We start from the raw sequence: 24,387 nt of genomic DNA on the forward strand, positions 1-24,387 counted from the left end.
AAAACGAGAGGGTATGGCTGGCCAAATCCGTGCTTTGAATTGACGACAGACGAAACAGAGGTCGCCACCATGCCCGCCTATCATATTCCCTTGCCCGGTTCTCTCCGTCTGCGCCTGCTGGGCATCTCCATCCTGCTTGCTCTTCCTCTTCTGCTTTCGTCAGTTGCGACGGCCACGCAACCCATTCGTTTCGCCCCTTTGCCCATGGAAAGCCGGGAGGTGATCGTCAGGGCATTCAACCCTTTGGTGGCCTACCTGGAGAAACAGCTTCAGGACCCCGTAGAGATGGTCTATTTTGACGATCGCCAGGAAATCCTGACGGCCTTTGAGCAGGACGAACTGGACTTGGTCTTTCTGGGTCCGTTGCCCTATGTCGCCCTGCGCCAGCGGATGCCCGAGGTGGAGCCGCTGGTTTTTTTTATGGAACCCGCTGGTGATGCCCGGTATCGTTGTGCCCTGATTACCTTTTTTGGCGACGACATCGTCCTGTCGGAACTCCGCGGCCAGCCCTTCGGCCTGACTTCGCGTCTGTCCACGTGTGGCTATCTGGGTGCTGAGGCCATGGTCCGCGATCATGCCGATCTGTCTTTGAAGGACATCGCGTACCGTTACCTGGGCACCCATGAAGCCGTGATTTTCGCCGTGGTCCGCGGCGAGGTCGTCGCCGGAAGCGTCAAGGACGAGTTCGCCCATAAATACGCACCGCTGGGCATCACGATTCGCGCCTATTCGGACTGGGTGCCTGCCACCGGCCTGTTCGCCAATGCCCGCACCCTGGATGCCGACCATATCCAGCGCATCCGTTCCATTCTCCTGGCCACGCCCCCGGAAGAGTTCGACCAATGGGGTGTAACCATCCGTCATGGCATGGCCCCGGCCAGCGACGACGCCTATGCCGGATTCCGCGAATTCGGCGATCCGGCGGAGATACCTTGAAGGTTCCGGGTTCATCGGTTCACGGTTCATGGTTCATGGTTGGGGCCGTGCTGGGGTCGGGGCGCTTTACGTATGCCGCATCGCCGTAGGGCGCACAACGGTGCATCCCAACAACCGAATTGCAGTCATTACCCTCAACCATTGCCCCCCTGTAACTCCTGACCCTCTGAACACCTGCCTCCCATGCTGATGCCGCAACCCCTCCTCCACCCCGCTCGGCTCGTTATTCCGGTCCTCACTGTGGCCGTCATGCTCCTTGTGGGGCACTTTTTTTACCGCCAGTACGGTCAGGAGGTGGATCTGGTCGCGGAGCAGCATGTCATGGTCTTGGACGTGTCTTACCGGGCGGCCATTGAAGCCTATCGCCGGGAGGCGGAAATTCGTTTTCGCTTGCAGGTGAATCGGTCCGAAGTCCTGGATTTGGTGGAGCTGGCTCTGGACACGCCGGAAGATGTGTTGCCGGTGGTCCGGGGACGGCTTTTTCGTCTGCTCGGGCCACTCTACGATGAGTTGAATGCTTCCGGCATGCCCCAGTTCCATTTTCATTTGGTTGATGATCGTTCGCTGCTGCGGTTCCACATGCCCCACATGGCCGGTGATCCCCTTTTTGACTTGCGGCCTTCGATCCGCATCGCCAACCAGGAATCGCGCCCCGTTACTGGCCTGGAACTGGGCCGCACCTACCCGGGGTTCCGGTTCGTTTTTCCCCTTCAGCGGAATGGCCGCCACCTGGGCAGCGTGGAGATGACCCTGCCCTTTGACCGCATCCATGCCCATCTCGTGGAGATGATCGGTGGCGGAGACTATGCCTTGTTGTTGCGTCGGGATGCGGTCTTGGAGTCAGTGGATACGGAGCATAGAGAAAAATACGTCTCATCAGAACTCAATCTTGACTATGTGATAGAAAATCCTGCTATTTCGCGGATTATTCGTGATTTTGTCGAGTCCGAGCGGGTCCAGGGCATGAATCCGCTTTTGCGCCAAAACAGACAGGTTCAGGAAAATATGCGCCAGGGCGTCTCCTTCATGATCCCGGTCACACTTGGACAGGAAAGCTGCGCCGTGACCTTTCTGGCCCTTTCCGACCTGACCGGTCGGACCATGGCTTATCTGGTCCGGTTTACGCATTCGGAGACGCTCAAGAGTCTCCGCCTAGCCAGCCAGGTCCAGGCCGCTCTGGCTCTGGTCCTGGTCCTGCTGCTGGGTCTGGCCATGCAGTACCTCGTCACCCAGCAGCGCAGATTGCGACGGGACATGGCCTTGCGCAAGCGGGCTGAACAAAAGTTGCAAACGTACGCGCAACTTTTGGAAAACAACAATATCGAGCTGGACGATGCCTTGATGAAGGCCGAGCAGGCCAGCCGGGCCAAAGGCGAATTCCTGGCCAATATGAGCCACGAGATCCGTACGCCCATGAACGCGGTGATCGGCCTGAGCGATCTGCTGCTCCAGACCGAGCTCACGGCCAAGCAGCGTGATTACCTGAACAAGATCAGCGGTTCCTCGCGAATGCTTCTGGGTATCATCAACGATATTCTGGATTTTTCCAAGGTCGAGGCCGGAAAACTGGAACTCGACCTGCATCCCTTCAAGCTGGACGACTTGCTAGGTCAGATGAAGATCCTGTTCGCATCCACGGTGGACGCCAAGAGCCTGGAACTGGCCCTCCGCGTCTCCCCCAACATCCCCCACGCCCTGATCGGCGACTCCCTGCGCTTGGGCCAGGTGCTGACGAACCTGCTGAGCAATGCCTTGAAGTTCACGGAGCAGGGGGAGGTAGTTGTGGAGGTTCAAGAGGTTCACCGTTCACGGTCCAATGTTTCAACGGTTGGTGATGCGGTTGTTGGCGGTTTGGATGTAGGGACGACCCGCGGTCGCCCAACGATTGTCGCGCCAAATGCAACACATCCCGACAACACCACGCCCCCAACCGTGAACCGTGAACCGTTAAACCCCGAACCCCGAACCGTGAAGCTCCGCTTCACGGTTCGGGACACCGGCATCGGCATGGACGACCGACAGATTGCCGGGTTGTTCCAGGCTTTCAGTCAGGCGGACACGTCCACCACCCGCAAATATGGCGGCACGGGGCTGGGTTTGGCGATCAGCCGGAAGCTTGTGGAGCGCATGGGCGGCGAGTTGGGAGTGGAGTCCGTACCGGGGCGGGGCAGCACCTTCTCTTTTGAGCTGGACCTGCCTGTTTCCCAGGAAAGCTCTGAACATGTGGACTGTTCGAGTCTGTGCGATCCAGGGGCCAGGATTCTGGTGGTTGATGATCAGCCCGTGGCCCGGGATGTCCTTCGTGAATTGCTGGAGAGCTGCCGGTTTGTCGTTTCCGAGGCGGAGAGCGGCCAGGCTGCCGTGGACATGGTGGTCCAGGCGGAGCGTATCGGAAAGCCGTATGACGTGATCCTTATGGACTGGAAAATGCCCGGCGAGCTGGACGGCTTGCAGGCCGTCCAGCGGCTGCGCCAACTCCGGGATCAAGGCGCCCTGGCCGGTCCGGACATCCCCGTTTGCATCATCAGTGCCTACAGTCGCGAGGACATGCCCCCGAATCATCCACCGTTTCAGGCGTTTTTATCCAAACCCGTGACCGCCTCGACCTTGGTGGACGCCATGGTCGAAGCCGCTCGCGATCGGCACTCGGCACCCGGTAACGCACCCGGACGTTTTTCGCGCCAGGCCATTCCCTCTTTTGCCGGGTCCTCCATCCTCCTGGTGGAAGACACCCCCATCAATCAGGAAGTGGCCAAGGAAATACTCCAGGAAACCGGGGCCGAAATCACCATCGCCAACAACGGCCTCGAAGCCGTGAATCTGTTCCGCATCCGGCCTTTCGACCTGATTCTGATGGATTTGCAAATGCCGGAGATGGATGGGTTTGAAGCGACGAGGCGCATTCGCGCCGACGAGGCCAGAGGTCAGAGGTCAGAAGTCAGAAGTCAGAAATCAGAGGTCGGAGATCAGACTTCCGCCCCTCATGTTTCAAGTTTCAGCCCTCAGCCCTCCCACCGGCGTACTCCCATCATCGCCCTCACCGCCGCGGTCATGGATGCTGATCGGGAGATGGCGCGGGAGGCGGGGATGGATGGGCATTTGGCCAAACCCATCTATAGGGCAGAATTGTATAACACGCTGGCACAGTGGTTGCGGGTTCAGGGAGAGACGCGGTCCGGGTCGGACTCTGGTTTGGAACGCGAAGGTCAGGGGGGCGACGAGGTGCTTCCGGAGGCCATGGAGGGTTTTGACTTGGAGCAAGGGCTGAGGGCCTTTGACGGGAACGCAGTGTTTTACCGGAAGATTCTTTGGGGCTTCAAGGATCAGGTGGAGCGGGAATTCTCGGTCTTGCCCGAAATGCTGGCGTGGGGTGAACAGGAGGGTGCTGACGATCAGGGAGCCCGCCGCATGGCTCATACCCTGAAAGGGGTGGCCGGATTGGTCCGGGCCGAGCGCCTGGCCGCGGCTGCCGTGGCCATTGACCTGGCCTTCAAACAGGGACGGGGGGGTGGCGCGGGACTCCGCGAGGAGCTTGTCGCGGCTCTGGATCAAGTTCGCACCGGGCTGGAGAAGGTGTCCGCGCCAGGGGCGGGGACCAGGAGCGCTGCCTTGCCCGAAGACATCGCCCCGTCCATGCGTCGGCTTCTGGCCGCCTTGCGGGCCGGGGAGCTGGTGGATGACGATCTGCTGGAGGTTGTGGTCGGTTTCGTGGAACACAAGCTGGGCCACGCTTTGGCTGACAAGTTGCGAACCCTGGTTGACGGCTTTGCCCAGGACGAGGCCGCGGAATTATTACTGGAGACGGCCGGGAAGCTGGGTGTGGATATTGGCTGAGGCAAATGATACGTGGGCATACCGCGTGCAATCGACACAGACAGGATATCTCATGGACATTCAAAGTCAGGAATCCCGACAAAAGCCCGTCGTTCTTGTCGTGGACGATCAGAAGACGGTTATTCATGCCTTGGCCCAATTGCTCAGAGAGGACTACCACGTTTTGGTCGCCCTCAGCGGTGCCAAGGCCTTGGAACTGGCTTCAGGGGAGACGATTCCGGATCTGATTCTTATGGACGTCATCATGCCGGACATGGATGGGTACGAGGTGTGCAAGCGGCTGAAGAACGACCCGAAGACCAAGGGCATACCTGTTATCTTCGTCACCGCCATGGGCGGCGGTGAAAGCGAGGCCAAGGGCCTGGATCTGGGAGCCGTGGATTATATTCCCAAGCCTTTCAACAACGCGGTGGTCAAGGCCCGGGTGCGCACCCATGTCCAGTTGAAGATCCGCACGGACATGCTGGAAAAACTGGCCCTGGTGGACGGATTAACCGGGATAGCCAACCGGCGCAGCTTTGATCAGGCCTTGGAACAGGAATGGAAACGTGCGGCCAGGTCCGGCCGGGATATCAGCGTGATCATGCTGGATATCGACCATTTCAAGGCCTACAACGACAATTACGGCCACGGCGCTGGAGATGATTGCCTGCAGCGGGTAGCCAAGGCGTTGCGGTCCGCGGTGTATCGCCCCTCGGACCTGATTGCCCGCTACGGCGGGGAGGAATTCGTGGCCCTGCTCCCGGAAACCGACTCCCATGGCGCGGCGAGGCTGGCCGAGACATTGCGGCTGACCGTGGCCAACCTGGCCCTGCCCCACGCCTATTCCCCCATTGTCGAACATATAACCGTCTCCGTGGGCCATGCCACCCGTCGAGCCGTCCAGGATCAATCGCCGCAAGATATTCTGAAAGCAGCGGACCAGGCCCTTTATAAGGCCAAGGAGGCCGGGAGGAATCGGGTTTGGGAGGGGTAGTCGGACTTCAGACGTTTCCCAATCCCAAAGGGATGGCATCGTAGAGCCGGTGGTTTCAACCACCGGTAAGCGATAAACCCGATCATCAATCCCCCAGCGTCCACGGGGCAGAGCACCTCGGGCAAACTAGGCAGGGCCTGTTCCAGAGGGATGACCTCCATGTTATCCAGGTAGCGCCGTTCACGTCCGCCGTAGAAAACAAAGGCTCTCGCCATGGGGTAGTCATGGAGAAACGCCCGCAGGCCGCTGAGATCCCTGGGTCTGATGGTCATGGTGCGCTTGATCTCAATGGCGATCAGCCCCTTTTCACCGTACAGCACGAAGCCCACTTCCTGTTTCTCAGCCGTCCGGCAGTAATATTAGGTCAAAGCCCATGCGCAGATTGTCGTTGACCGCAAGCAGTTCTTGGAAAATCAAGGTCTCAAGGGTCGCTCCGTCGATTTCTTCGGGCCGGTCCAGCGGGCCTTTTGGTCGAAGCGCCTTGAATACTCCGGCGTCGAACAGAAAGAACTTCGGATGGGCGGTCATGCGGCGTTGGGCTTTCCTGGTGGACACGGGCAAACGCCAGGCCAACAGGAGAACCTCCAGAATATGGAAATACTCCTCAACCACTTTGCGGTTCACCTCGCATTCCCGTGCCACTTCGGAGATGTTCAGGACACCGGCCTGGGACAGGCAGGCTGCTTCCAGGAAGCGGGCGAAGGCTTGGAGGTTGCGAACCAGCCCTTCCTGCTGAACCTCTTCGCGCAGACAGGTGTGAATGTAACCAGCCAGGTAATCAGCAGGGTCCGCCTCTCAGGGCGGTCAGATATTTCAGCTCGAAGAGCTGATCCGGGAACGGGAGCGTTGCAGTCAAGCCCTGGAGCAGGAAAGTCATGCCCGGAGGCAGTCCGAGCAGATGATGCTGGATGCGCAACGGTTGTTGCAGGGCGTGGTGCATTCCGCCCGGGATGCTTTGATTATCCTGGCCCCGGACCTGTCCGCGCTGGACGGGAACAGCGCATTCCGCCGACTTTATTTGGAAAATGCGATCCAGCAACGACCTGTTATCTGCAGGATGTTGTCGACAGAAAGACCCTGCGGCGCATCAAGGAAATGGTTTCCCAGACCGTAAACTCGGGATGCCTGACCCTAGCATTTTTATTGACGATCACGTCCTGGAACTCAGACTGTTTCCCGTCTTGGACGTTGCGGACAAACCCTAGCGTCTCGTGCTGTGGATGCGGATGCCACGCAGACGAGCCAGCAGTGGGATGAACTGCGCAAGCAACGGGTATAAGGCCGAACAGATGGCTCGGATGGGCAGTTGGGAGTGGGACATGGAAGCGGATGTGTTCCGCATGTCCCCAAACAGGTTTGCGATTCATGGCAGTCGGCCCAGAGTGATGACCGCGGCGGAACTCTTCCCCTTGGCCCACCCCGAAGATCTGTCCGCTGTCCAGGAGTGTCTCCACAAAGTACTGGGCGGCGAGCCGGAATACCGGATCGAACACCGGATCATTAGTCAGGATACCGGAGAAGTGCGCTGGGTCTCCTCTCTGGGCGAGGTGGTGCGCGACGGGGGCGGCCGGCCTTTGAAGCTGTTCGGCGTCAGCCAGGATGTGACCGAGATCTGGCAGGGCATGCAGGTTGCCCCCACACTCATGCAGCAATCATGACGGACAAGTACGTCAAACAACATTATTCGACGACAATCCGCTGGCCCGTAAATCTATGAACAACACCATGAATAAACGCACCATGCCTTCCTCTTGGGCCACGAACCGGCTGATACTAACGGCCACGGTGATCTGGCTCGCCGTGCTGGCGGCGTCACTGGTCTGGAATTGTCGCCAAGTGGACTTTTCCACGATGGTTCTGGCGCATTTGTTGGCAGGTATCCTGGGGCTGGTCGGTTTGGGGGGCGGTCGGCGATTGTTGGCCGAATCCGAGACGCAGCTTCGCGTCAGCGAGGCGCAGTTCAAGTCGTTGTTCCATGAAACATCCGCCTTGCTGTATGTTCACAATGCGAAAACCGGCGAACTCGTGGACGCGAACAAGGCAGCCTGGACAGCACACGGGTATACTTCCCTGAAGGAGCTTCAAGCACATAATCTCTGGCTGGATACTCCATATTCCCAAGAGAATGCCGTGGCCTGTATCCACAAGGCGGCAACCGAGGGGCCCAAGGTCTTTGAGTGGCTGAGCCGCAAAACAACGGGGGAACCCATCTGGGTTCAGGTTCAATTGACCGTGGTGAATCTGGGCGGGGTTGATCGTGTCTTGGCTACGGCCATGAATATCACGGAGCGCAAGCAGATCGAAAACCAACTCCGCAAGCTGTCCAGAGCCGTGGAGCAAAGCCCGGTCAGTATCGTCCTGACTGATTTGCAGGGCACGATTGAGTACGTCAATCCGGCATTCACCAAGGTCACGGGCTATGCCTTTGACGAGGTGATTGGCCAGAATCCGAGGGTGTTGAAGTCCCCGGACAAGAAAACAGAGGACTACAAGGAAATGTGGGCGACCCTCAGCTCGGGCAATGAATGGCGCGGAGAGTTCAAGAACATCAAAAAAAATCGCGACGTGTATTGGGAATCCGCCTCCATTTCTCCGATCACCGATGAGCAGGGGCGGACAACCCATTACGTCGCGGTCAAGGAGGACATCACTCATCGCAAGCGGACCGAGGAACAAACGGAAATTCGGCTCAGGCTGATCAGCTACGCCTCCAGCCACCCCCTGGCAGATTTGATGACCAGATCCCTCGATGAAATCGAACGGTTTTTGAACAGTTCCATCAGTTTTTTGCATTTGGTGGAGCAGGACCAGAAGACCCTGTCCCTGCAGCAGTGGTCTACGGCGACGAAGGAGCGCTTCTGCAAGGCGCCGGGCCTGGGCCTGCACTACGACATCGACCAGGCTGGGATCTGGGTGGACTGCATCCGGGAACGCCGGGGGGTGATCCACAACGACTACGCCTCATTGGGGCACAAGAAAGGGTTGCCGGACGGTCATGCGGAGGTGGTCCGGGAGATGGTCGTACCGGTCATGCGCCATGATACGGTGGTGGCCATCATGGGCGTGGGCAACAAGCCCGTGGACTACACCCAGGAAGACCTGAACGCCTTGACCTTCTTGGCCGACGTGACCTGGGAGGTCATCACCCGCAAACAGGCCGAGGGTCGGCTTTATCAGTATGCCGATCAGATGGAGTTGAAGAATCAGGAACTGGACGCGGCCCTGGTCAATGCCGAGGCGGCGACCCGAGCCAAGTCCGAATTCCTGGCCAATATGAGCCACGAGATCCGGACACCCATGAACGGGGTGATCGGGATGACCGGCCTGCTTCTGGACACGGGCCTGACCGACGAGCAACGCCGCTTCACCGAAACCATCCAGTCCAGCGGCGAGGCCCTGCTGAACCTGATCAACGACATTCTGGACTATTCCAAGATTGAGGCCGGACGTCTGGATATTGAAACCGTAGACTTCGATCTTCACAGTCTGATGGACGATTTTGCCGCTACCCTGGCACTGTGCGCCCAAGAGAAGGGCCTGGAATTCATCTCCTTCATCGATCCTGAAGTTCCTCGTCTTTTACGTGGCGATCCCGGACGATTGCGTCAGGTTTTGACCAATTTGGTGGGCAACGCAATAAAGTTCACGGCGCAGGGTGAAGTTGTGGTCAAGGTCGGTAGCATGATGACTGATGAAAATTCTTCAATTTTCAGGTCTCAGATTCCATCCCTCAGCCCTTCCGAAAACGAAGTTCTGCTCCGCTTCACGGTCCGGGACACCGGCATCGGCATTCCCGAGGACAAGGTCGGCCTGCTGTTCAATAAATTTTCGCAGTTGGATGCGTCCATTACCCGCCGATTCGGGGGAACCGGTCTGGGGTTGGCCATATCGCGGCAATTGGTGGAAATGATGGGCGGCCGGATCGGTGTCCACAGCGTGGTCGGCCAGGGCTCTACCTTCTGGTTCACGATCTGCTTGGACCTGGCACATCAAGAGGACAAGGAGTGTTTTGACGACGAAGGGCACCACCCTGTTCCTTGCGAACTTTTTCATTTTGGCCACGCCAACGCGCGTATCCTCCTGGCCGAGGACAACCCCGTGAACCAACAGGTGGCCTTGGGCATACTCAAGAAATTCGGCCTGCGCGGCGACGCCGTGGGTAATGGCCGCGAAGCCCTCCAAGCTCTGGAAAGAGTTCCATACGATCTGGTGCTGATGGACGTGATGATGCCGGAGATGGATGGGCTGGAAGCGACGAGAAGAATTAGAAGACAGGAGTCGGAAGACAGAGGACAGAGTTCCGATCCTCAGCTCTCAGGCCTCATACCTCAGCCCTCTTCTTTCCCTCAGGTTTCAGGTTTCATCCCTCATCCCCCTCAGCGAACGCCGATCATCGCCATGACCGCCGGGGTTTTGCCACAGGATCGGGTACGGTGCGTCGAGGCCGGGATGGATGGTTTCGTGGCCAAGCCGGTGAATTCGGTTGAGTTGGCCCGAGTACTGGGGATGTGGCTGGGAAGAGAGATTGTTCAGGAGGCGGAACTGGGTATTCAGAAGTCAGGAGTCAGAAGCCAGGAGAGGAGAAACGTCCGAAGAGGAGACGTTGTAAGGACGGAGCTGGATGTAACGGGCAAAAGGCAGGCAAAGGCTGAAGACACTTCGTCGGTGTTCAACCGGGGCGCGCTACTGGATCGGTGTATGGGCGACGAGGACTTGGTGCGGGATGTGTTGGTGATGTTCCAGGACAACATGCCCCAGCGTATTCAGGAACTTCAAACGGCCTTAGACGCCGGCGACGCCTCAACGTCACACTTGGTGGCCCACACCATCAAGGGCATGGCCGCCAACATCGGCGCGGAGTGTCTGCGGGCCCTGGCCAAGGAAATGGAGGACGCAGTCAAGGATGGCGACCTAGTGGCGGTTGGAGCGAGGATGGGGGCGTTGGCGGGTAGATTTGAGGAATTGCGTGAGGTGGTGGGGTAGGGGGGAGAGGTGCAACAGTATAACGGTTTAACGGTTGCAGAAGAGGTAGCGAGAAATTTTGGGTGGTTACGATGTCCCGCCTGCTGTGGTCACGCCAAACGCAACCCAACCCTGCGGCACCACGGACCTAACCGCGAACCGCGAACCGTGAACCGCTGAACCGCTGAACCCCAAGTAAAAACAACCCAAACCATAAGGATGAAAGGGATGAAGAACATCAAACTGGGAGTCAAGCTGGTCGGCGGGTTTGTCGCCGTGGCCTTGATTGTGTTCGTGGTCGGGGCGTTTGGTTGGTATGGTGCGCACAACCTGGCCGGACAAATCAACGAGGTGGGCAGGGTTCGTCTGCCCAGCGTGGAGGCTTTGCTGAATATTGACAAGGAACTCCAGAGTTTGAGCGTACCTCAGAGGACCGTGCTCATTCCGGGACTAAGCGCTGAGGACGTAAGGCGGCAGTTTGATGATTTTGCCCAAGCTCGCGCAAGGTATGTTCGTTATGTTGAAGCCTTTGAGGCCCTGCCGGCGACGGATGAGGAAACAGCCTTGTGGCGGCAATGGGTTGCCGTCGTGGCTGAGTGGCGAGAATCCAATAATGCGTTCTGGGAAATGGCGCGTGAACTGCAATCCGTCGGCATCAATAATCCAACGGAATTGCGGGCCAATCTCGAACAGTTCCGGGCGGACCATCATGCCCTCGTAGGTCGTGTTTACGCCATGGTCACTCAAGATGTTCTGTTCGAGGGAGGAGATAACCCGGAGGCCTGCGATTTCGGGCGTTGGCTGGCCGGATTCAGGACCGAGAATTCCAGGATTTTGGATATTCTGCGGCGCATGCCCGCATCCCATAATCCTTTCCACCAGTCCATCGGTCGGATCAGGAGCCAGATCCAAGTCGGCAACATCGAAGCCGCGAACCAAATTTTAGCACGGGAAACCCTGCCCATGGCCAACGAAACCTTTGCCCGGTTCGATGAGCTTTTGGTTGTAATTAATGAGGCCGAAGCCTTGTTCAACGACATGACCCAGCATGCCATGGTCACGGTTGTCGAGTATCATAGACGCGTAGAGGGGTTGACGCGCCAGGTTGTGGAACTCAATCAGCAGTATGCTGCCGAAGCTGTAGAAATAGCGGAGGCCGACGCGGCTAGATCACAATTCGTGGCCCTTGCCGGAATCGTTATCGGCGTGATCCTGGCCCTGGCCTTGGGTTCGTTGCTGACCATAGCCATCACCCGACCGGTGAACAAGGGTGTGCGGTTTTCCGAGGATTTGTCCGAAGGTGAGTTGGACGCCCACCTGGACGTGGACCAGAAGGACGAGATCGGCGTGCTGGGCAAGGCCATGCAGGAGATGCAGGCCAAGCTCCGGGAGATCGTGGGCGAGGTCAAGTCCGCCTCGGAGAACGTGGCGTCGGGCAGTGAGCAGCTTTCGGCCTCGGCGGAGCAGATGTCCCAGGGGGCGACCGAGCAGGCTGCGTCCGTGGAAGAAGTTTCATCCAGCATGGAAGAGATGACCGCGAACATCAAGCAGAACGCGGACAACGCGGCCCAGACCGAGAAGATCGCCCTGCAAGCGGCCAAAGACGCCCAGGAAGGCGGCCAGGCCGTCTCCCAGACAGTTACGGCCATGAAGCAGATCGCGGAAAAGATTTCCATCATCGAGGAAATCGCCCGGCAGACCAACTTGCTGGCCTTGAACGCGGCCATCGAGGCGGCTCGGGCCGGGGACGCGGGCAAGGGTTTTGCCGTGGTGGCCGCCGAAGTCCGCAAGCTGGCCGAGCGCAGCGGCAGCGCGGCCACGGAGATCAGCGAGCTGTCCAGGTCCAGCGTGCAGGTGGCGGAGCAGGCTGGGGAAATGCTGGTCAGGATCGTCCCGGACATTCAGCGCACTGCGGAACTGATCCAGGAGATCAACGCCGCCAGTCGAGAACAAAGCATCGGCGTGGAGCAGATCAACAAGGCCATCCAGCAACTGGATCAGGTCATCCAGCAAAACGCCTCGGCCGCCGAACAAATGGCCTCCACCTCCGAGGAACTCTCCAGCCAGGCTGAGGAACTCCAGGCCATCATGGCCTTCTTCAAGATGAGCGGCTCCGGTTCAGGACCGAGGAAACAAAAGGCCCACAAATCCCAGGCCAGCAACCTCATGGCTCCGGCCCGCAAGGCCGTCCCGGCGAAGAAGCAGGGTCAAGGCGGCCTGGCCCTGGATATGGGAGAGGATAGTGAGTTTGAGAAGTTCTGAGTAGTTGGGTTCACCGGGTAATTGTAGGGGCGCACCTGTGTGTGCGCCCCGTCCGGATTAACGCGGTAAATCGCATGGACGAAATTTGCACGGGCGGCCAGGCATCACAGAATTATGGAGCAAAGCAGGAATGGTCGGCCACCCGCAAGGGCGGACACATAGGTCCGCCCCTACCGCGTCTCGTGATTCCATGCTCAAAATCATTGACCATTGCTGTCTCATTCTCCGCTGAACCGTTGAACCCTTTTCATCCTTCCCCGGGGGAAACATGGACGACAAATTGAGCACGACACTACGACAATATCTGACATTCACCCTGGAAAAAGCACTTTACGCCATGGATATCGCCAAGGTCCGGGAGGTGTTGGAGTACACGGAGATTACCCGGGTGCCCCGGACCCCGGAGTTTCTGCGCGGGGTGATCAATGTGCGGGGGCGGGCCGTGCCCGTGGTGGACATGCGCCTGAAGTTCGGCATGAGCCGCACCGTGCCCACGGTGAACACCTGCATCATCATTAGCGAGGTGGAACTGGATGGGGAGACCACGATTCTTGGGGTTCTGGCCGATTCGGTTCAGGAAGTGTTCGACCTGGAGCCGGATCAGATCGAACCGGCTCCCCGGCTGGGCGCCCGGATCAATTCCGGATTCATCGACGGCATGGGCAAGCACGGTGAGGATTTCGTCATCATCCTGAATATCGACAAGGTCTTTTCGTCCGAGGAATTGGCCGTGGTTCTGGATGTCGGCGACAAAGAGGCGCTTGCGGCGTAAGCGTGGGTGGCGCAGTTTGCACGGGAGCAAGGAAGGATTTTTTGTCGCCGTGCTTTGACGGTATTTGCTTGATCTGAAAAGTACGGCGACAAAAAAAGAACGAAAAAACGGCTAGGTGATCGAGACGACCAGGAGGTCGATTATGCTACGCGTCTTTATTGGCGTTCTGGTGGCAATCTGCTGCTGGTTGGCCATGCCTCCGGCTGTCCAGGCCGCCGCGCAGCACAAGCAGGTGCTGATGATCACCTCCTACCATCATGGAGACCCCTGGAACGACGGCATTGTCCAGGGGGTGCGGGAGGTTCTGGGGGGCATGGAGCATGTGGATTTGGCCATCGAGCACCTGGATATGCGCCGCAACGCGGGAGATGAATATCAACAATGGGTGAGCAGCTTTCTCGGGCATAAGTATCGGAGAAAGCCCCAGGATCTGGTCATCGTCTCGGATGACGAGGCCCTGAATTTTCTCTTCCGGGTCCGCGAAGAGTTGTTCCCCCGCGTACCCGTGGTCTTTACCGGGATCAACAGTTTCACCCCGGGACGCATTGCCGGTCAGTCCAAAATCACTGGAGTCAATGAGGAAATAAGCATTGCCCGGAACCTGGAGTTGGGGCTGCGGCTCTTTCCCGAGACCAGTCAGGTTTTTGCCGTGGTGGATGACCACTCGCCCATGGGACGGGCCAACCTGGAGCGGTACAGGGCGGAGGTGGAACGGTTCGCCCCTCGGGTGGCCATGGAAGAACTGTTTAATCCGTCTGTCCAGGAGGCCCAGGAGGTGCTGCGGTCCTTGCCCAGGGACAGCCTTGTCCTGCGATTGAACAATTTTCTGGACGGTCGAGGCGGCTTTCTTTCGGTGACGGAAAGTATGCACGTCATTTCACGGGAGTCTCCGGTCCCGGTGTTGTCTTTCTGGGATTTTGACATGGGCCAGGGTGCCTTGGGCGGATTTGTTGTCAGTGCGCGGGAGCAGGGCCGCGAGGCCGGGGAACTGGCGGTCCAGATTCTCTCGGGCCAACACCCGGACTACCTTCCGGTGGTCATGGAAAGCCCCAACGTGCTGATGTTCGATTATCAGCAGATGCGGCGCTTCGGCGTACGGGTCGCGGATCTGCCCGCTGAAGCCGTGGTGATCAATCTGCCCGAAACCTTCTATTCCCAACACAAGACGCTGATCTGGACCGTGGCGGCGGTGATCGCCTTTTTGGGCGTGTGCATTGCGGTGCTTTTGGCCGTGCTGATGGGCCGCAGGAGGGCCGAGGCCGCCTTGCGCGAAAGCGAAGCCATGTACAGGGTGATTTTCGACGGAAGCAGCAACGGTATTCTCGCCGTGAACATGCATACACGACGCTTTGCCTACGCCAACCACGCTGTCTGCCGAATGTTCGGATACACCCTGGACGAGATGTTGGCCCTGAAAGCCATGGACCTGCATCCACCTGAATTTTTGGAGCAAGTCCTTGCGGCATTAACTTCCCTTGTCAGTGGTGGGACAAGATCCGTCAGCAATGTTCCATGTCTTCGCAAAGACGGGAGCCGTTTTTTCGTCGATATTGTCGCGGAAATCGAAACTGTACATGGCGAAGAGCTGGCCGTGGCTTTTTTTACGGACATCACGGCACGCAAACGCAGTGAGGAGCTGTACCAGACGCTGTTTCGCGAAATGCTGGACGGCTTTGCCTTGCATGAGATCATTTGCGATGAGTCCGGCGAGCCCGCGAACTATCGATTCCTGGCCGTCAATCCCGCCTTCGAGAGGGCCACGGGGCTGCAGGGAGAGGACATTGTCGGCAAGACCGTCCTGGAAGTTCTTCCGGGAACGGAACGGTATTGGATCAAGATTTACGGACGGGTGGCCCTGACCGGGGAGCCCGCGGTTTTCGACAATTATGCCAATGAACTTCAGAGGCATTTCGTGGTCACGGCGTTCAGCCCGACATCCGGCCAGTTCGCCTGTATTTTTTCGGACATCACGGATCGCAAGCAGGCCGAAGCGGCGCTGTTGGCGGCCAAGGAGCAGGCCGAGACGGCCAACTTGGCCAAATCCGCGTTCCTGGCCAATATGTCCCATGAAATCCGCACTCCGTTGAACGGGATTTTGGGCATGATGCAGCTTCTGGAAACCACGGATTTGGATCCTGATCAAAGCAAGTACGTCCAACTGACCGTCACTTCGGCCAATCGGTTGACCCGCCTGCTCTCGGACATCCTGGACCTGTCCCGGGTCGAGGCGGGAATGATGGAACTGCATGAAGTCGAATTCGAAGTCAGCGAGCTTGGCCAGTCGGTCACGGACCTGTTCACGTTCATGGCCGGGGACAAGGGGCTTGAGCTGCGTTGCGACATCGACCCGGCCATCCCCGTCAAACTGATTGGGGACGAGGCCCGGGTGAGGCAGATCCTGTTCAACCTGGTGGGCAACGCCCTGAAGTTCACGGACAAGGGAGCCGTACACCTCCGGATGACGTCGCTTTTCGTCGCGAAAGGAGGCGGTACACGGGTGCTGTTCTCGGTTATGGACACGGGCATCGGCATCCCGGACGACAAGATGGACAGCCTGTTCAAAGCCTTTGTCCAGGTGGACGGCTCCTACACCCGCTCCTACCAGGGCGCGGGCCTGGGCCTGGCCATCGTCCGCCGGTTGGTGGAACTGATGAGCGGCAATATTCATGTTGAAAGCACGGTCGGCGAGGGAACCACCGTGCATGTGGTTTTGCCGTTCAAGCTGCGGGATGAAAGATGCAACGTGCCCCCCTCTCCCCGGAGCGGACTCAACCGTGACCTCAGAGTCCATCACAAGGAGCACGCGTGAGCATCAACATTCGTTTGGCTGCAACCATCGGTGGGGTGATTCTTGTCGTCGCGACGATATCGATTGTTTTCGCGAACGCGAGAATGAAGGATCCCGCTTTGCGGGAAGCCGAAAACATGGCCCAAGTTATTCTGGATTCCAGGTTGGCCGTGCATACCTATTTTTCGCATCAACTCAGGCCGGCCTTGTTCGACATGGCCGGCAACGACTGCGCCCGAACTGGAAGAAGAATTCGAGCCCGTATGGATGTCCTCGACATATGCCGTGCGCGAGATGGAACGGTATTTCAAATCATTGCACGAAATACCATACTTTTACAAGGAGGCGGCGATCAATGCCCGCCATCCGGATAACGAAGCCGACTCCTTTGAGCGGGACTTCATTGAAAGGCTGAATCGGGACGACAGTTTGCACCTGCTCTCTGAAATCCGGATCTTGCTCCAGGGCTGACCGTCCTGGTCGACCAACCCATGATCAAGACTATGATCCGCAACATTCTCTTCAATGCCATCAAGTTCACCCCTCGCCAGGGCGAAATACTTATCACGGCCCGGCAAGCGGACCGGAAAGTGACAATATCAATCCAGGACAACGGCATGGGCATGAACGGGCAGATGCTGTCCTCCTTTTTTACCCTGGAAACGGGAAACCGTCGGTTGGGCACGGATGGTGAAAAAGGCATCGGCCTGGGGTTGGTCCTGTGCAAACAGTTTATCGAGCAGCACGGCGGCCAGATCTGGCTGGAGAGCCGACCTGGGCAGGGTACGACGATGTATTTCACGTTGTCGGCGGCGTGAAGTGTCTGCTGACTTGCGATGCCGATTATCATCCAGGGCGACAGTAAGTGCCTTTGTCCTCACGGCGAACTGGCCCACAGCGCGATGCTCGTCCGCGATCTGACCGCCCGTCCCAACCCTTTGGGCCTCGTAGAGGTGGTTCTGCTTGACCGAAGGGCGGGTTATGGCCGATAATAAACCATGCGGCCCTGTAAGGAACAGTTGTTGTATCCGGGATTGCCTCGGCACTGGTTGAGCGGCGGCCCATAACGAAAACCCGTTGTTTCTGGATAAAAAGCACCTTCCTCAACCTTTAGCGCCCAGCCAGGTAAACACCGTAACGGTATGACCCGCATCTCTTTGACCACCCTGACACCGTCCCCTTTGTTAGCGGTCCTGGCACCAGCCATGGTATTGGCCCTGCTCCTGCTTGTAAGCGCAGGACACGCCCTGGCCAATGACCCGTTTCTCACTCCCCCGTCCCCACGCCCTGCGGAGCAAACTCCTCGTAAAACCGAGTACCGCCACGCCTTGACCCTTGCCGAAGAGTCCGGGTCGGCCTCACGCCCCATTCCAGCACGCCCGCCAGCCACCACCCCGCGCATCACGCCCCCGTCCGTTTCCGAAATGGTCGCCCTGCAACGAGAGCTGCGCCAAAGGATGGCCGATTTTTCCGGCAGAACCAGGCCAGGTTCCTAGGTGCGGCCACGTGGCAACTGATGCTGCTCGCGTTTCTTTACGGCGTGATCCATGCCCTGGGTCGGGCGAACATCGCCGCCTTCCACGCTGTGAAGGGCCGACTGAAATCCACCAACTATGGCTTGATCATCCTCATCGGCTTGTTTCTCTCTGCCAAGGCACTGCTGGACTGGTGGCCGGACACCGGGCGAGAAGGCCACAGAGTGACCACGGTCTACTCCCTGGGACATCGTCTCCTTTTTCCTGGCCACGAGGCTGATGCCTTGTCCCGGAGCAGCTCTGAGCTTGCTTTTCACCCTCAGCCTGAACGTCTACTGGGCCGGCAGGACCATGATTCCCTTGACCCTGGGCCTGACCGCCTCGGCTCTGGGATTGGCCACCGTCGGCTCCACCCATACTGCTCTCAACCTCAGCCGTCGCACTGTTGAAACATATACACCATTCAAAGAGAGGAGGATTCTCATGGCTCGTCAATTATCTCGGTATGGATTGGTTTTGCTGTTACTCTCAACCGTTACCCTTTTCTTTACCGCCGGATGTATCACGACTCCCACACCTGGTGGGGCCAAAGGGCATGCCGTTACCGGAGCGGCGGGAGGTCAGACAGCCGAGGGCCAGAGCGGGGAGATGGAGCGGTGTGCTCAACCCCTTGGCACCGCATCTGTTTTCGAGGACAGAAATCAGCCCTGGTGGCACTATTATTCCTCACGATACTCACATCTTGGAAGCACAATTCCGGTCATTCGCACGATGGTTCAACAGTCCAACTGTTTTGTCTTGGTGGAACGGGGCCGGGCTATGGACGCAATGGCTGATGAACGGCAACTCATGCAGTCCGGGGAGTTGCGTGGTGGCAGTAATTTTGGGAAAGGCCAAATGGTTGCGGCTGATTATACCATCAGCCCATCGATCCAATTTTCGGAAAAAGGGACGGGAGGCGTCGATGCTTTCACAGGTGGGTTGTTGCGCCGAGTTGTTCCCGGAGCCGGAAGCGCGGTTGTCGGGGCGGCGGGCAGTTTGAGAAGCAATGAAGCCGCAACGACCCTGCTTCTTGTCGACAATCGTTCCGGTCTGCAGCTTGCGGCTGCGGTCGGCAACGCCCGGAACTGGGACTTTGGGCTCGGGGGAGGCATTTTTTCCGGTCTTTCCGGGGGGGCCGCCGGCTTCAGCAACACTCCCGAAGGCAAGGTGATCACTGCCTCGTTCGTGGACTCCTACAATCAAATGGTCCGTGCCCTGCGAAACTACAGGGCCCAGGATGTCGAAGGCGGTATGGGTACCGGGGGAGGGTTGCAGGTGAACTAGCCAGTCCCTCACCATGAATAAGCGACAGCCACGGCTGTCGCTTTGTTCATGGTGAGGTCTTCGCGTAACTCGCCCAGGGCCCGTGTGAAATAAGCCGCCACGGTCCGCCCGACCTGCCCGCGGAATTCTCGGAAGTTGCGCATCTCCCGGTGCGGGTCCCGAGTCGCGTCCTGAGTCGCGTCCCATCGTATCTGGATTCCCGGCGTAATTGCCTCCAGATATGTCAGGCTTTCCGGAGCCAGTATCCTGGCCCTGGAAGAAGGCCGGGATGAGCAAAGAGGAGTATGCGGAAATGCTGAGCCTGATTTCGCATGAGGGGATCAGATGGATATCGATCTTCACAACCTTTACAAGGAGGGACAAGGTCCATGAAGGATTTCAGTTTTCGGGAGGTTCTAGGGTTGATGGGAAAGACCGCGCCTTTTCTGCTTTTTCGTTTTCTCGTCTATTTCGGCATCACCCTTGGCTTTGTGCTCGTTACGGGCATTGGGGCGGGCATCGGTTATGGCGTAGGTTCCATCGCTAAGAGCGGCGCTGGCGGCGGCATGGTGGGCGGGCTGATCGGGTTCGGAATTGCGAGCACGGTCATGTACCTCATCCGGGAGTATCTGCTTTACATTGTCAAGGCCGGGCATATTGCCGTGCTGGTGGAGGTGGTTGAAGGCGGGACCGTCCCGGGCGGGAAGGGACAGATCGCTTACGCCCAGGAGAAGGTGCGGGAAAGGTTTGTGGAATCATCCCTACTGTTCGGATTGGATCAACTGGTCAAGGGCATTCTGCGAGCATTCAACCGCACGTTCCTGACTGTTGCGGCTTTTTTGCCCATTCCGGGGACTGGCGGCCTGGTGAAGCTGATCAACATGATCGTCAATCTCTCCCTGACCTACCTGGACGAGGTCATCCTGGCCTATCTCATGAAAACGCGTGCCGAGAATCCGTGGGCATCCAGCCGCACGGCCCTGGTGCTCTATGCGCAGAACTATGTTGCATTCCTCAAGAACGCGGCCTGGCTCGCCCTGTTTATCTGGGCCATGACCTTCGCCGTGTTTTTGGTCGTTCTCGGACCGGCGGCCCTCATCGTCAGCATTTTTCCCGGCGCGGGAGGTCCACTGACGTTGCTCGTAGCCCTGGTCCTGGCCTGGGGCATTAAGCAGGCGGTCATTGAACCCATAGGCATGACCGCCCTGATGCAGGTTTTTTTCAAAGTGACCAAAGGCCAGGTGGCCAACCCTGAATGGGAGGCCAAGCTGGAAGGCGTTTCCACCAAGTTTCACGACCTGGCGGAAAAGGCAAAGGATTGGAATCGGGACAAGACCGCATCCCAGACGTCTGAGGTATGATCATTTACGGGTACTCGGACTGAAAGAGCTCTTCGCAACCAAAACAAAGAAAGGGGGACAGCATGGTACGAATTCTCACTGCGGCGGTGTTGACATTGGTTGTTTGTCTACCCATGCAGGCCCAGGCCGACGAGGTCCTGGAGGCCATTGAACAGGCCGTGACCCTATATAAGCAGGGTGATTACACCGGAGCAGCCGGTAATTTGGATTACGCTTCTCAACTGGTTCGCCAGCAGAAAGGCGGTCAACTGGAAAGCTTCCTGCCCGAGGCTCTGTCTGGCTGGACCGCAGCGGATACGCAATCTTCAAGTATGGGGGCGATGTTCATGGGCGGCGTCTCGGCGGAACGGAGCTACCGCAAAGATGATGGAGACGGCAGAGTCAAGGTTGCAATCTTCACGGATTCGCCAATGTTGCAGCCTATGATGATGATGTTCAGCAACCCGATGATTGTCGCATCGTCCGGCGCCAAACTGGAAACGCACGCAGGGCAGCGAGCTATTGTCGATTATGTCCCTGGGGAAAACCGCGGAGAAATCCGTGTTGTGGTGGACAATAGTATCCTTGTCACGGTTGAGGGGCAGCATGTGGAGAAGGTGGATCTCGTTGCCTATCTGGAGGCGATAGATTTTCAGGCATTTTCAAATCTACAGTAGGTCCGGCTATTTTTTACCGAGACATGACGTATACCTTAAAAAGTAGTGTAGCATGCTGGCTATTCAGTGCATATTTGGAAGCAGGATGAATGCATTTTTTTTGATTTTTGTGGATAGATTGTGCTCCTTGCGCCCAACACGGCATGTAGTTTTTATGAGGCGGATTATGCTCTTTGCGTAGTCGAAGCCATAGACTTCAAGGCACTGGAATGCTTGCAACATCTTGCCAGCAGTGTTTGCGGGTTACTCCTTGCTTCCTCAGGGAGCAAGGCAGTGCATACCCCTTCCAGGGGTGGCCAAAATACTGGTCCTCTGGGCCAGGATTCTTTAATAAAGCATGGCTGGGATATATGGGTCGAAAGCAAGGCCGAAAAGGGCACGACGTTCAATTTTACCATTCTTGTTGGCACGATACCAAATTGATATCGACCTAAATTGAGCGATTCACATTTAGGCCATACTCACATGAAAACATACAGCTACAAAAAGGTTTTTCAGGTCGTGGTCGTCGCCATTCTGCTGCTTTCCGGAACGGTCGTGGGCTATTTCTGGATCAAACGCGAGCACCAGTATCAGCTCGAAACCCTGCAGCGCATCCACGAGGACCATGTCGCCCTGCGCAAGGCCGAAGTCCGGGCCATTGTCCGGCAACTGGTTGAAGAAATCGCCTTTCATCAGGCCGAAGTTGAGGATCGGCTGAAGCGGAATATTCTCGAAAAAGTCCGCGTGGCCATCGACATAGCCACGGCGATCCATGCCCGGGAAAGCGGGTCGCGTGACGAGGCCGAGGTCAAGCAACTGATCATCGACGCCTTGATGCAGCTGCGTTTTTTTAATGGCCGTGGCTACTATTGGATTCACGACACGGATCATATTCTCGTGGCCCACCCTTATCGTGAAGGGTCCATTGGTAGGGATGACACCAATATCGTGGACAGCCAGGGGCAATTGCTGATCCAGAGTTTCGTTTCCGCGGCTCTGTCCAATTCGCGGGGCGGGTTTGTCGACTACTACTGGAGCAAACCCGAGATCGACGAGCGCTACCACCGGGAACTGGGTCGGAAAAAGATCGCCTATCTTCAGTTGTTCGAGCCGTACAACTGGGTGTTCGGCGTGGGAGAATACGTGGAGGATGTCGAAGCCCAAACCCAGGAGGCCATGATCAGGCGCATTGCCGCCGTCCGCTTCGGCGAGGCGGGATACATCTTCAATCACGACCGGCACGGGGTATGCCTGAACCATGTCAACGAGGAGGTGGTCGGCCGGAACCGCTGGGAACTCCTGGACGCGTCCGGGATGAAACTGGTGCAGGAGTTGGATCGCGTCGGCCGGCAGCCCGGCGGCGGGTTCCTGGAATATGTGGCCACCATTGATCCGCGCACAGGCGAACCGGCCAAGAAGCTCAGCTTTGTCCGGTCCGTGGACGACTGGGGCTGGGTCATGGGAGCGGGCGTGTACATTGAGGATGTCGAAGCGCGGCTGGCCGAAGTTCAGGCGACCATGCACAAACGTCTGATCGTCAATATCCTCATCGCCGGAATCGCTCTCGGGGTTACGGCGATGTTGGTGCTGTTGGTCAGCCAACGCATGGCCGCCTGGTTCTCCCGGGAACTGAATCTGATCGTCTCCCGGAGCGAGAGCGGGGAGGATGCGCCGGTGGATCTGGACTCGCTGCGCATTGCCGAGTTGCGGGAGATCGGCGCGAAATCAAACATGGTTCTGGCCCAGAATACCAAGATCCAGGCCCAGTTGCTTCAGGCCCAGAAGATGGAGTCCGTGGGCATCCTGGCCGGGGGCGTGGCCCACGACTTCAACAATTTGCTCCATGTGATGCGCGGCAATATCGAGTTGCTGGCCAAGAACCTATCCATTGATCCCCAGGGATCGGCCCGGTTGAAATCCGTCACCACGTCCCTGGACCGGGCGGCCAGGCTGGTCCAGCAACTTCTGTTGTTCAGCCGGAAGGTCGAATCCGGCAAGGAGCCGGTCGATCTGAACCAGGAAGTTCGCGAGGTGGCCCAGATGCTGGAGCGGACCATTCCCAAGATGATCGCCTTGGAACTGCGCCTCGATCCGGCGGTTCGGACGATATCCGGCGACCCGGTGCAGGTGGAACAGGCCCTGCTCAACCTGGCCAACAATGCCGTGGACGCCATGGCCGGGGGCGGTCGGTTGCTCATCGAAACCAGCAATGTGGATCTGGATGTGCATTTCGTGAGCAGCCACCCCGGATCAACCGTGGGACGTCACGTGCTCCTGACCGTCACCGACACGGGATGCGGCATGGACGAGGCAACGCTTAAGCAGGCTTTCGACCCCTTTTTCACCACCAAGGAAGTGGGCCAGGGCACTGGCCTGGGGCTGGCCTCGGTCTACGGCATCGTCAAGAGCCATGGCGGCTACATTCACTGTTACAGCGAACCCGGCCAAGGCACGACGTTCCGGATTTACCTGCCAGCAGCCGATCCATTCGAGGCCGAACCGGACGAACTCCATCAACCCGAAGCCGCGATCAAGGCCAAGATGGACGGTGACAAAGACGTCAGAACCATCCTGGTGGTGGACGACGAGCCGACAATCCGGGAGCTGACCAAGGAGGCCCTGGAAGGCTTTGGTTACGTCGTGCTCCATGCGGCCAACGGAGAAGAAGCCCTTGATATCTACCAGGAGCACGGCCAAGCCATCGGCCTGGTCCTGCTGGACCTGAACATGCCCGGCATGGGGGGGCACAAATGCCTTCAGGAATTGCTTCGCCTTGATCCGACTGTCCGGGTGCTCATCGCCAGCGGCTATTCGGCCAATGGCCAGGCCAGGGAAAGCCTGAACTCCGGAGCCGCGGGCTTCATCGGTAAGCCGTATCAGTTGAAGGAACTGGAGGCAGTGGTGCGGGAGGCGCTGGGGGAGGCTGAACCGCGCGCCCAACAACCCTAAACTGCCGGAGCAAGATTATTCCCGTTGGTGGACGGTTTTAAAGCGAATTTACGTTTTCTGGATAATGATCCTCAGGTAAGGCAGAGATTTCTGGACGGCCATTTTCTAGAGACGAGTGTGTTGGCGGAG

General features: G+C 58.1%; 19 protein-coding genes. 16 read left to right on the plus strand and 3 right to left on the minus strand.

Annotation, left to right across the window (positions count from 1 at the left end):
- Positions 1 to 69 precede the first annotated feature (69 nt).
- The 3 genes from C6366_RS05060 to C6366_RS05070 all read left to right on the plus strand — a co-directional run bounded on the left by C6366_RS05060 (position 70) and on the right by C6366_RS05070 (position 5,746).
- Complete coding sequence (locus tag C6366_RS05060; RefSeq protein ID WP_146164775.1) at positions 70 to 936, plus strand: PhnD/SsuA/transferrin family substrate-binding protein; 867 nt, start codon at positions 70 to 72, stop codon at positions 934 to 936.
- Positions 937 to 1,185: 249 nt separating this feature from the next.
- Positions 1,186 to 4,770, plus strand: coding sequence for a response regulator (locus C6366_RS05065; protein WP_158269653.1), 3,585 nt, complete (start codon positions 1,186 to 1,188; stop codon positions 4,768 to 4,770).
- A 52-nt stretch (positions 4,771 to 4,822) separates the two neighbouring features.
- The gene (locus C6366_RS05070; protein ID WP_107736260.1) at positions 4,823 to 5,746 is read left to right on the plus strand and encodes a diguanylate cyclase; all 924 of its coding nucleotides are present in this window, start codon (positions 4,823 to 4,825) and stop codon (positions 5,744 to 5,746) included.
- On the opposite strand, the gene C6366_RS19985 is transcribed toward C6366_RS05070, so the two are convergent.
- The 3 genes from C6366_RS19985 to C6366_RS05080 are packed head-to-tail and all read right to left on the minus strand — an operon-like array spanning position 5,701 to position 6,785.
- Positions 5,701 to 6,066 carry a hypothetical protein gene (locus C6366_RS19985; protein ID WP_199221431.1) on the minus strand — a complete coding sequence of 122 codons (366 nt, stop codon included), beginning with the start codon at positions 6,064 to 6,066 and terminating at the stop codon, positions 5,701 to 5,703. The genes C6366_RS05070 and C6366_RS19985 overlap by 46 nt on opposite strands.
- 19 nt (positions 6,067 to 6,085) lie before the next feature.
- Positions 6,086 to 6,520, minus strand: coding sequence for a DUF4143 domain-containing protein (locus C6366_RS19990; RefSeq protein WP_368731477.1), 435 nt, complete (start codon positions 6,518 to 6,520; stop codon positions 6,086 to 6,088).
- A 4-nt stretch (positions 6,521 to 6,524) separates the two neighbouring features.
- Positions 6,525 to 6,785 carry a hypothetical protein gene (locus C6366_RS05080; RefSeq protein ID WP_107736261.1) on the minus strand — a complete coding sequence of 87 codons (261 nt, stop codon included), beginning with the start codon at positions 6,783 to 6,785 and terminating at the stop codon, positions 6,525 to 6,527.
- Positions 6,786 to 6,972: 187 nt separating this feature from the next.
- Here C6366_RS05080 and C6366_RS05085 point away from each other — a divergent pair, with 187 nt between their 5' ends.
- From C6366_RS05085 to C6366_RS05140, 13 genes are all read left to right on the plus strand, one after another.
- Positions 6,973 to 7,404 carry a PAS domain-containing protein gene (locus C6366_RS05085; RefSeq protein ID WP_158269654.1) on the plus strand — a complete coding sequence of 144 codons (432 nt, stop codon included), beginning with the start codon at positions 6,973 to 6,975 and terminating at the stop codon, positions 7,402 to 7,404.
- Positions 7,405 to 7,471: 67 nt separating this feature from the next.
- Complete coding sequence (locus tag C6366_RS05090) at positions 7,472 to 10,729, plus strand: PAS domain S-box protein (RefSeq protein ID WP_158269655.1); 3,258 nt, start codon at positions 7,472 to 7,474, stop codon at positions 10,727 to 10,729.
- A 207-nt stretch (positions 10,730 to 10,936) separates the two neighbouring features.
- Positions 10,937 to 12,970: a methyl-accepting chemotaxis protein gene (locus tag C6366_RS05095; RefSeq protein WP_107736264.1), complete on the plus strand. Its 2,034-nt coding sequence runs from the start codon at positions 10,937 to 10,939 to the stop codon at positions 12,968 to 12,970.
- 268 nt (positions 12,971 to 13,238) lie between these two features.
- Complete coding sequence (locus C6366_RS05100) at positions 13,239 to 13,742, plus strand: chemotaxis protein CheW (protein WP_107736265.1); 504 nt, start codon at positions 13,239 to 13,241, stop codon at positions 13,740 to 13,742.
- 142 nt (positions 13,743 to 13,884) lie between these two features.
- Positions 13,885 to 16,551 carry an ABC transporter substrate binding protein gene (locus C6366_RS05105; protein ID WP_107736266.1) on the plus strand — a complete coding sequence of 889 codons (2,667 nt, stop codon included), beginning with the start codon at positions 13,885 to 13,887 and terminating at the stop codon, positions 16,549 to 16,551.
- Positions 16,552 to 16,770: 219 nt separating this feature from the next.
- Positions 16,771 to 17,001: a DUF3365 domain-containing protein gene (locus C6366_RS05110; RefSeq protein ID WP_255412082.1), complete on the plus strand. Its 231-nt coding sequence runs from the start codon at positions 16,771 to 16,773 to the stop codon at positions 16,999 to 17,001.
- A gap of 20 nt (positions 17,002 to 17,021) precedes the next feature.
- Positions 17,022 to 17,348: a sensor histidine kinase KdpD gene (locus C6366_RS05115; protein WP_107736268.1), complete on the plus strand. Its 327-nt coding sequence runs from the start codon at positions 17,022 to 17,024 to the stop codon at positions 17,346 to 17,348.
- A gap of 324 nt (positions 17,349 to 17,672) precedes the next feature.
- Positions 17,673 to 18,026 carry a hypothetical protein gene (locus tag C6366_RS19230; RefSeq protein ID WP_146164776.1) on the plus strand — a complete coding sequence of 118 codons (354 nt, stop codon included), beginning with the start codon at positions 17,673 to 17,675 and terminating at the stop codon, positions 18,024 to 18,026.
- 20 nt (positions 18,027 to 18,046) lie between these two features.
- Positions 18,047 to 18,454 (plus strand): hypothetical protein, encoded by a 408-nt coding sequence (locus tag C6366_RS19235; RefSeq protein ID WP_146164777.1) that lies wholly within the window; start codon positions 18,047 to 18,049, stop codon positions 18,452 to 18,454.
- Between the two features lie 322 nt (positions 18,455 to 18,776).
- Positions 18,777 to 19,331, plus strand: coding sequence for a CsgG/HfaB family protein (locus tag C6366_RS19240; RefSeq protein WP_255412083.1), 555 nt, complete (start codon positions 18,777 to 18,779; stop codon positions 19,329 to 19,331).
- Between the two features lie 368 nt (positions 19,332 to 19,699).
- Positions 19,700 to 20,671 carry a hypothetical protein gene (locus C6366_RS05130; protein ID WP_107736271.1) on the plus strand — a complete coding sequence of 324 codons (972 nt, stop codon included), beginning with the start codon at positions 19,700 to 19,702 and terminating at the stop codon, positions 20,669 to 20,671.
- Between the two features lie 62 nt (positions 20,672 to 20,733).
- Complete coding sequence (locus C6366_RS05135) at positions 20,734 to 21,327, plus strand: hypothetical protein (RefSeq protein ID WP_107736272.1); 594 nt, start codon at positions 20,734 to 20,736, stop codon at positions 21,325 to 21,327.
- 465 nt (positions 21,328 to 21,792) lie between these two features.
- Positions 21,793 to 24,258, plus strand: a complete 2,466-nt coding sequence (locus C6366_RS05140) for a cache domain-containing protein (protein ID WP_107736273.1) — start codon at positions 21,793 to 21,795, stop codon at positions 24,256 to 24,258.
- Positions 24,259 to 24,387: the final 129 nt, after the last annotated feature.

Origin of the sequence: Desulfonatronum sp. SC1 (assembly GCF_003046795.1) — a bacterium.
GTDB lineage: Bacteria > Desulfobacterota > Desulfovibrionia > Desulfovibrionales > Desulfonatronaceae > Desulfonatronum.

Coding starts and splice junctions, on each gene's coding strand:
- C6366_RS05135 (WP_107736272.1), top strand. CDS start 20,734: ATGGTACGAATTCTCACTGCGGCGGTGTTGACATTGGTTGTTTGTCTA.
- C6366_RS05140 (WP_107736273.1), top strand. CDS start 21,793: ATGAAAACATACAGCTACAAAAAGGTTTTTCAGGTCGTGGTCGTCGCC.
- C6366_RS19235 (WP_146164777.1), top strand. CDS start 18,047: ATGCTGCTCGCGTTTCTTTACGGCGTGATCCATGCCCTGGGTCGGGCG.
- C6366_RS05070 (WP_107736260.1), top strand. CDS start 4,823: ATGGACATTCAAAGTCAGGAATCCCGACAAAAGCCCGTCGTTCTTGTC.
- C6366_RS19240 (WP_255412083.1), top strand. CDS start 18,777: ATGGTTCAACAGTCCAACTGTTTTGTCTTGGTGGAACGGGGCCGGGCT.
- C6366_RS05065 (WP_158269653.1), top strand. CDS start 1,186: ATGCTCCTTGTGGGGCACTTTTTTTACCGCCAGTACGGTCAGGAGGTG.
- C6366_RS05105 (WP_107736266.1), top strand. CDS start 13,885: ATGCTACGCGTCTTTATTGGCGTTCTGGTGGCAATCTGCTGCTGGTTG.
- C6366_RS05060 (WP_146164775.1), top strand. CDS start 70: ATGCCCGCCTATCATATTCCCTTGCCCGGTTCTCTCCGTCTGCGCCTG.
- C6366_RS05100 (WP_107736265.1), top strand. CDS start 13,239: ATGGACGACAAATTGAGCACGACACTACGACAATATCTGACATTCACC.
- C6366_RS05095 (WP_107736264.1), top strand. CDS start 10,937: ATGAAGAACATCAAACTGGGAGTCAAGCTGGTCGGCGGGTTTGTCGCC.
- C6366_RS05090 (WP_158269655.1), top strand. CDS start 7,472: ATGAATAAACGCACCATGCCTTCCTCTTGGGCCACGAACCGGCTGATA.
- C6366_RS05115 (WP_107736268.1), top strand. CDS start 17,022: ATGATCAAGACTATGATCCGCAACATTCTCTTCAATGCCATCAAGTTC.
- C6366_RS05085 (WP_158269654.1), top strand. CDS start 6,973: ATGCCACGCAGACGAGCCAGCAGTGGGATGAACTGCGCAAGCAACGGG.
- C6366_RS05130 (WP_107736271.1), top strand. CDS start 19,700: ATGAAGGATTTCAGTTTTCGGGAGGTTCTAGGGTTGATGGGAAAGACC.
- C6366_RS19230 (WP_146164776.1), top strand. CDS start 17,673: ATGACCCGCATCTCTTTGACCACCCTGACACCGTCCCCTTTGTTAGCG.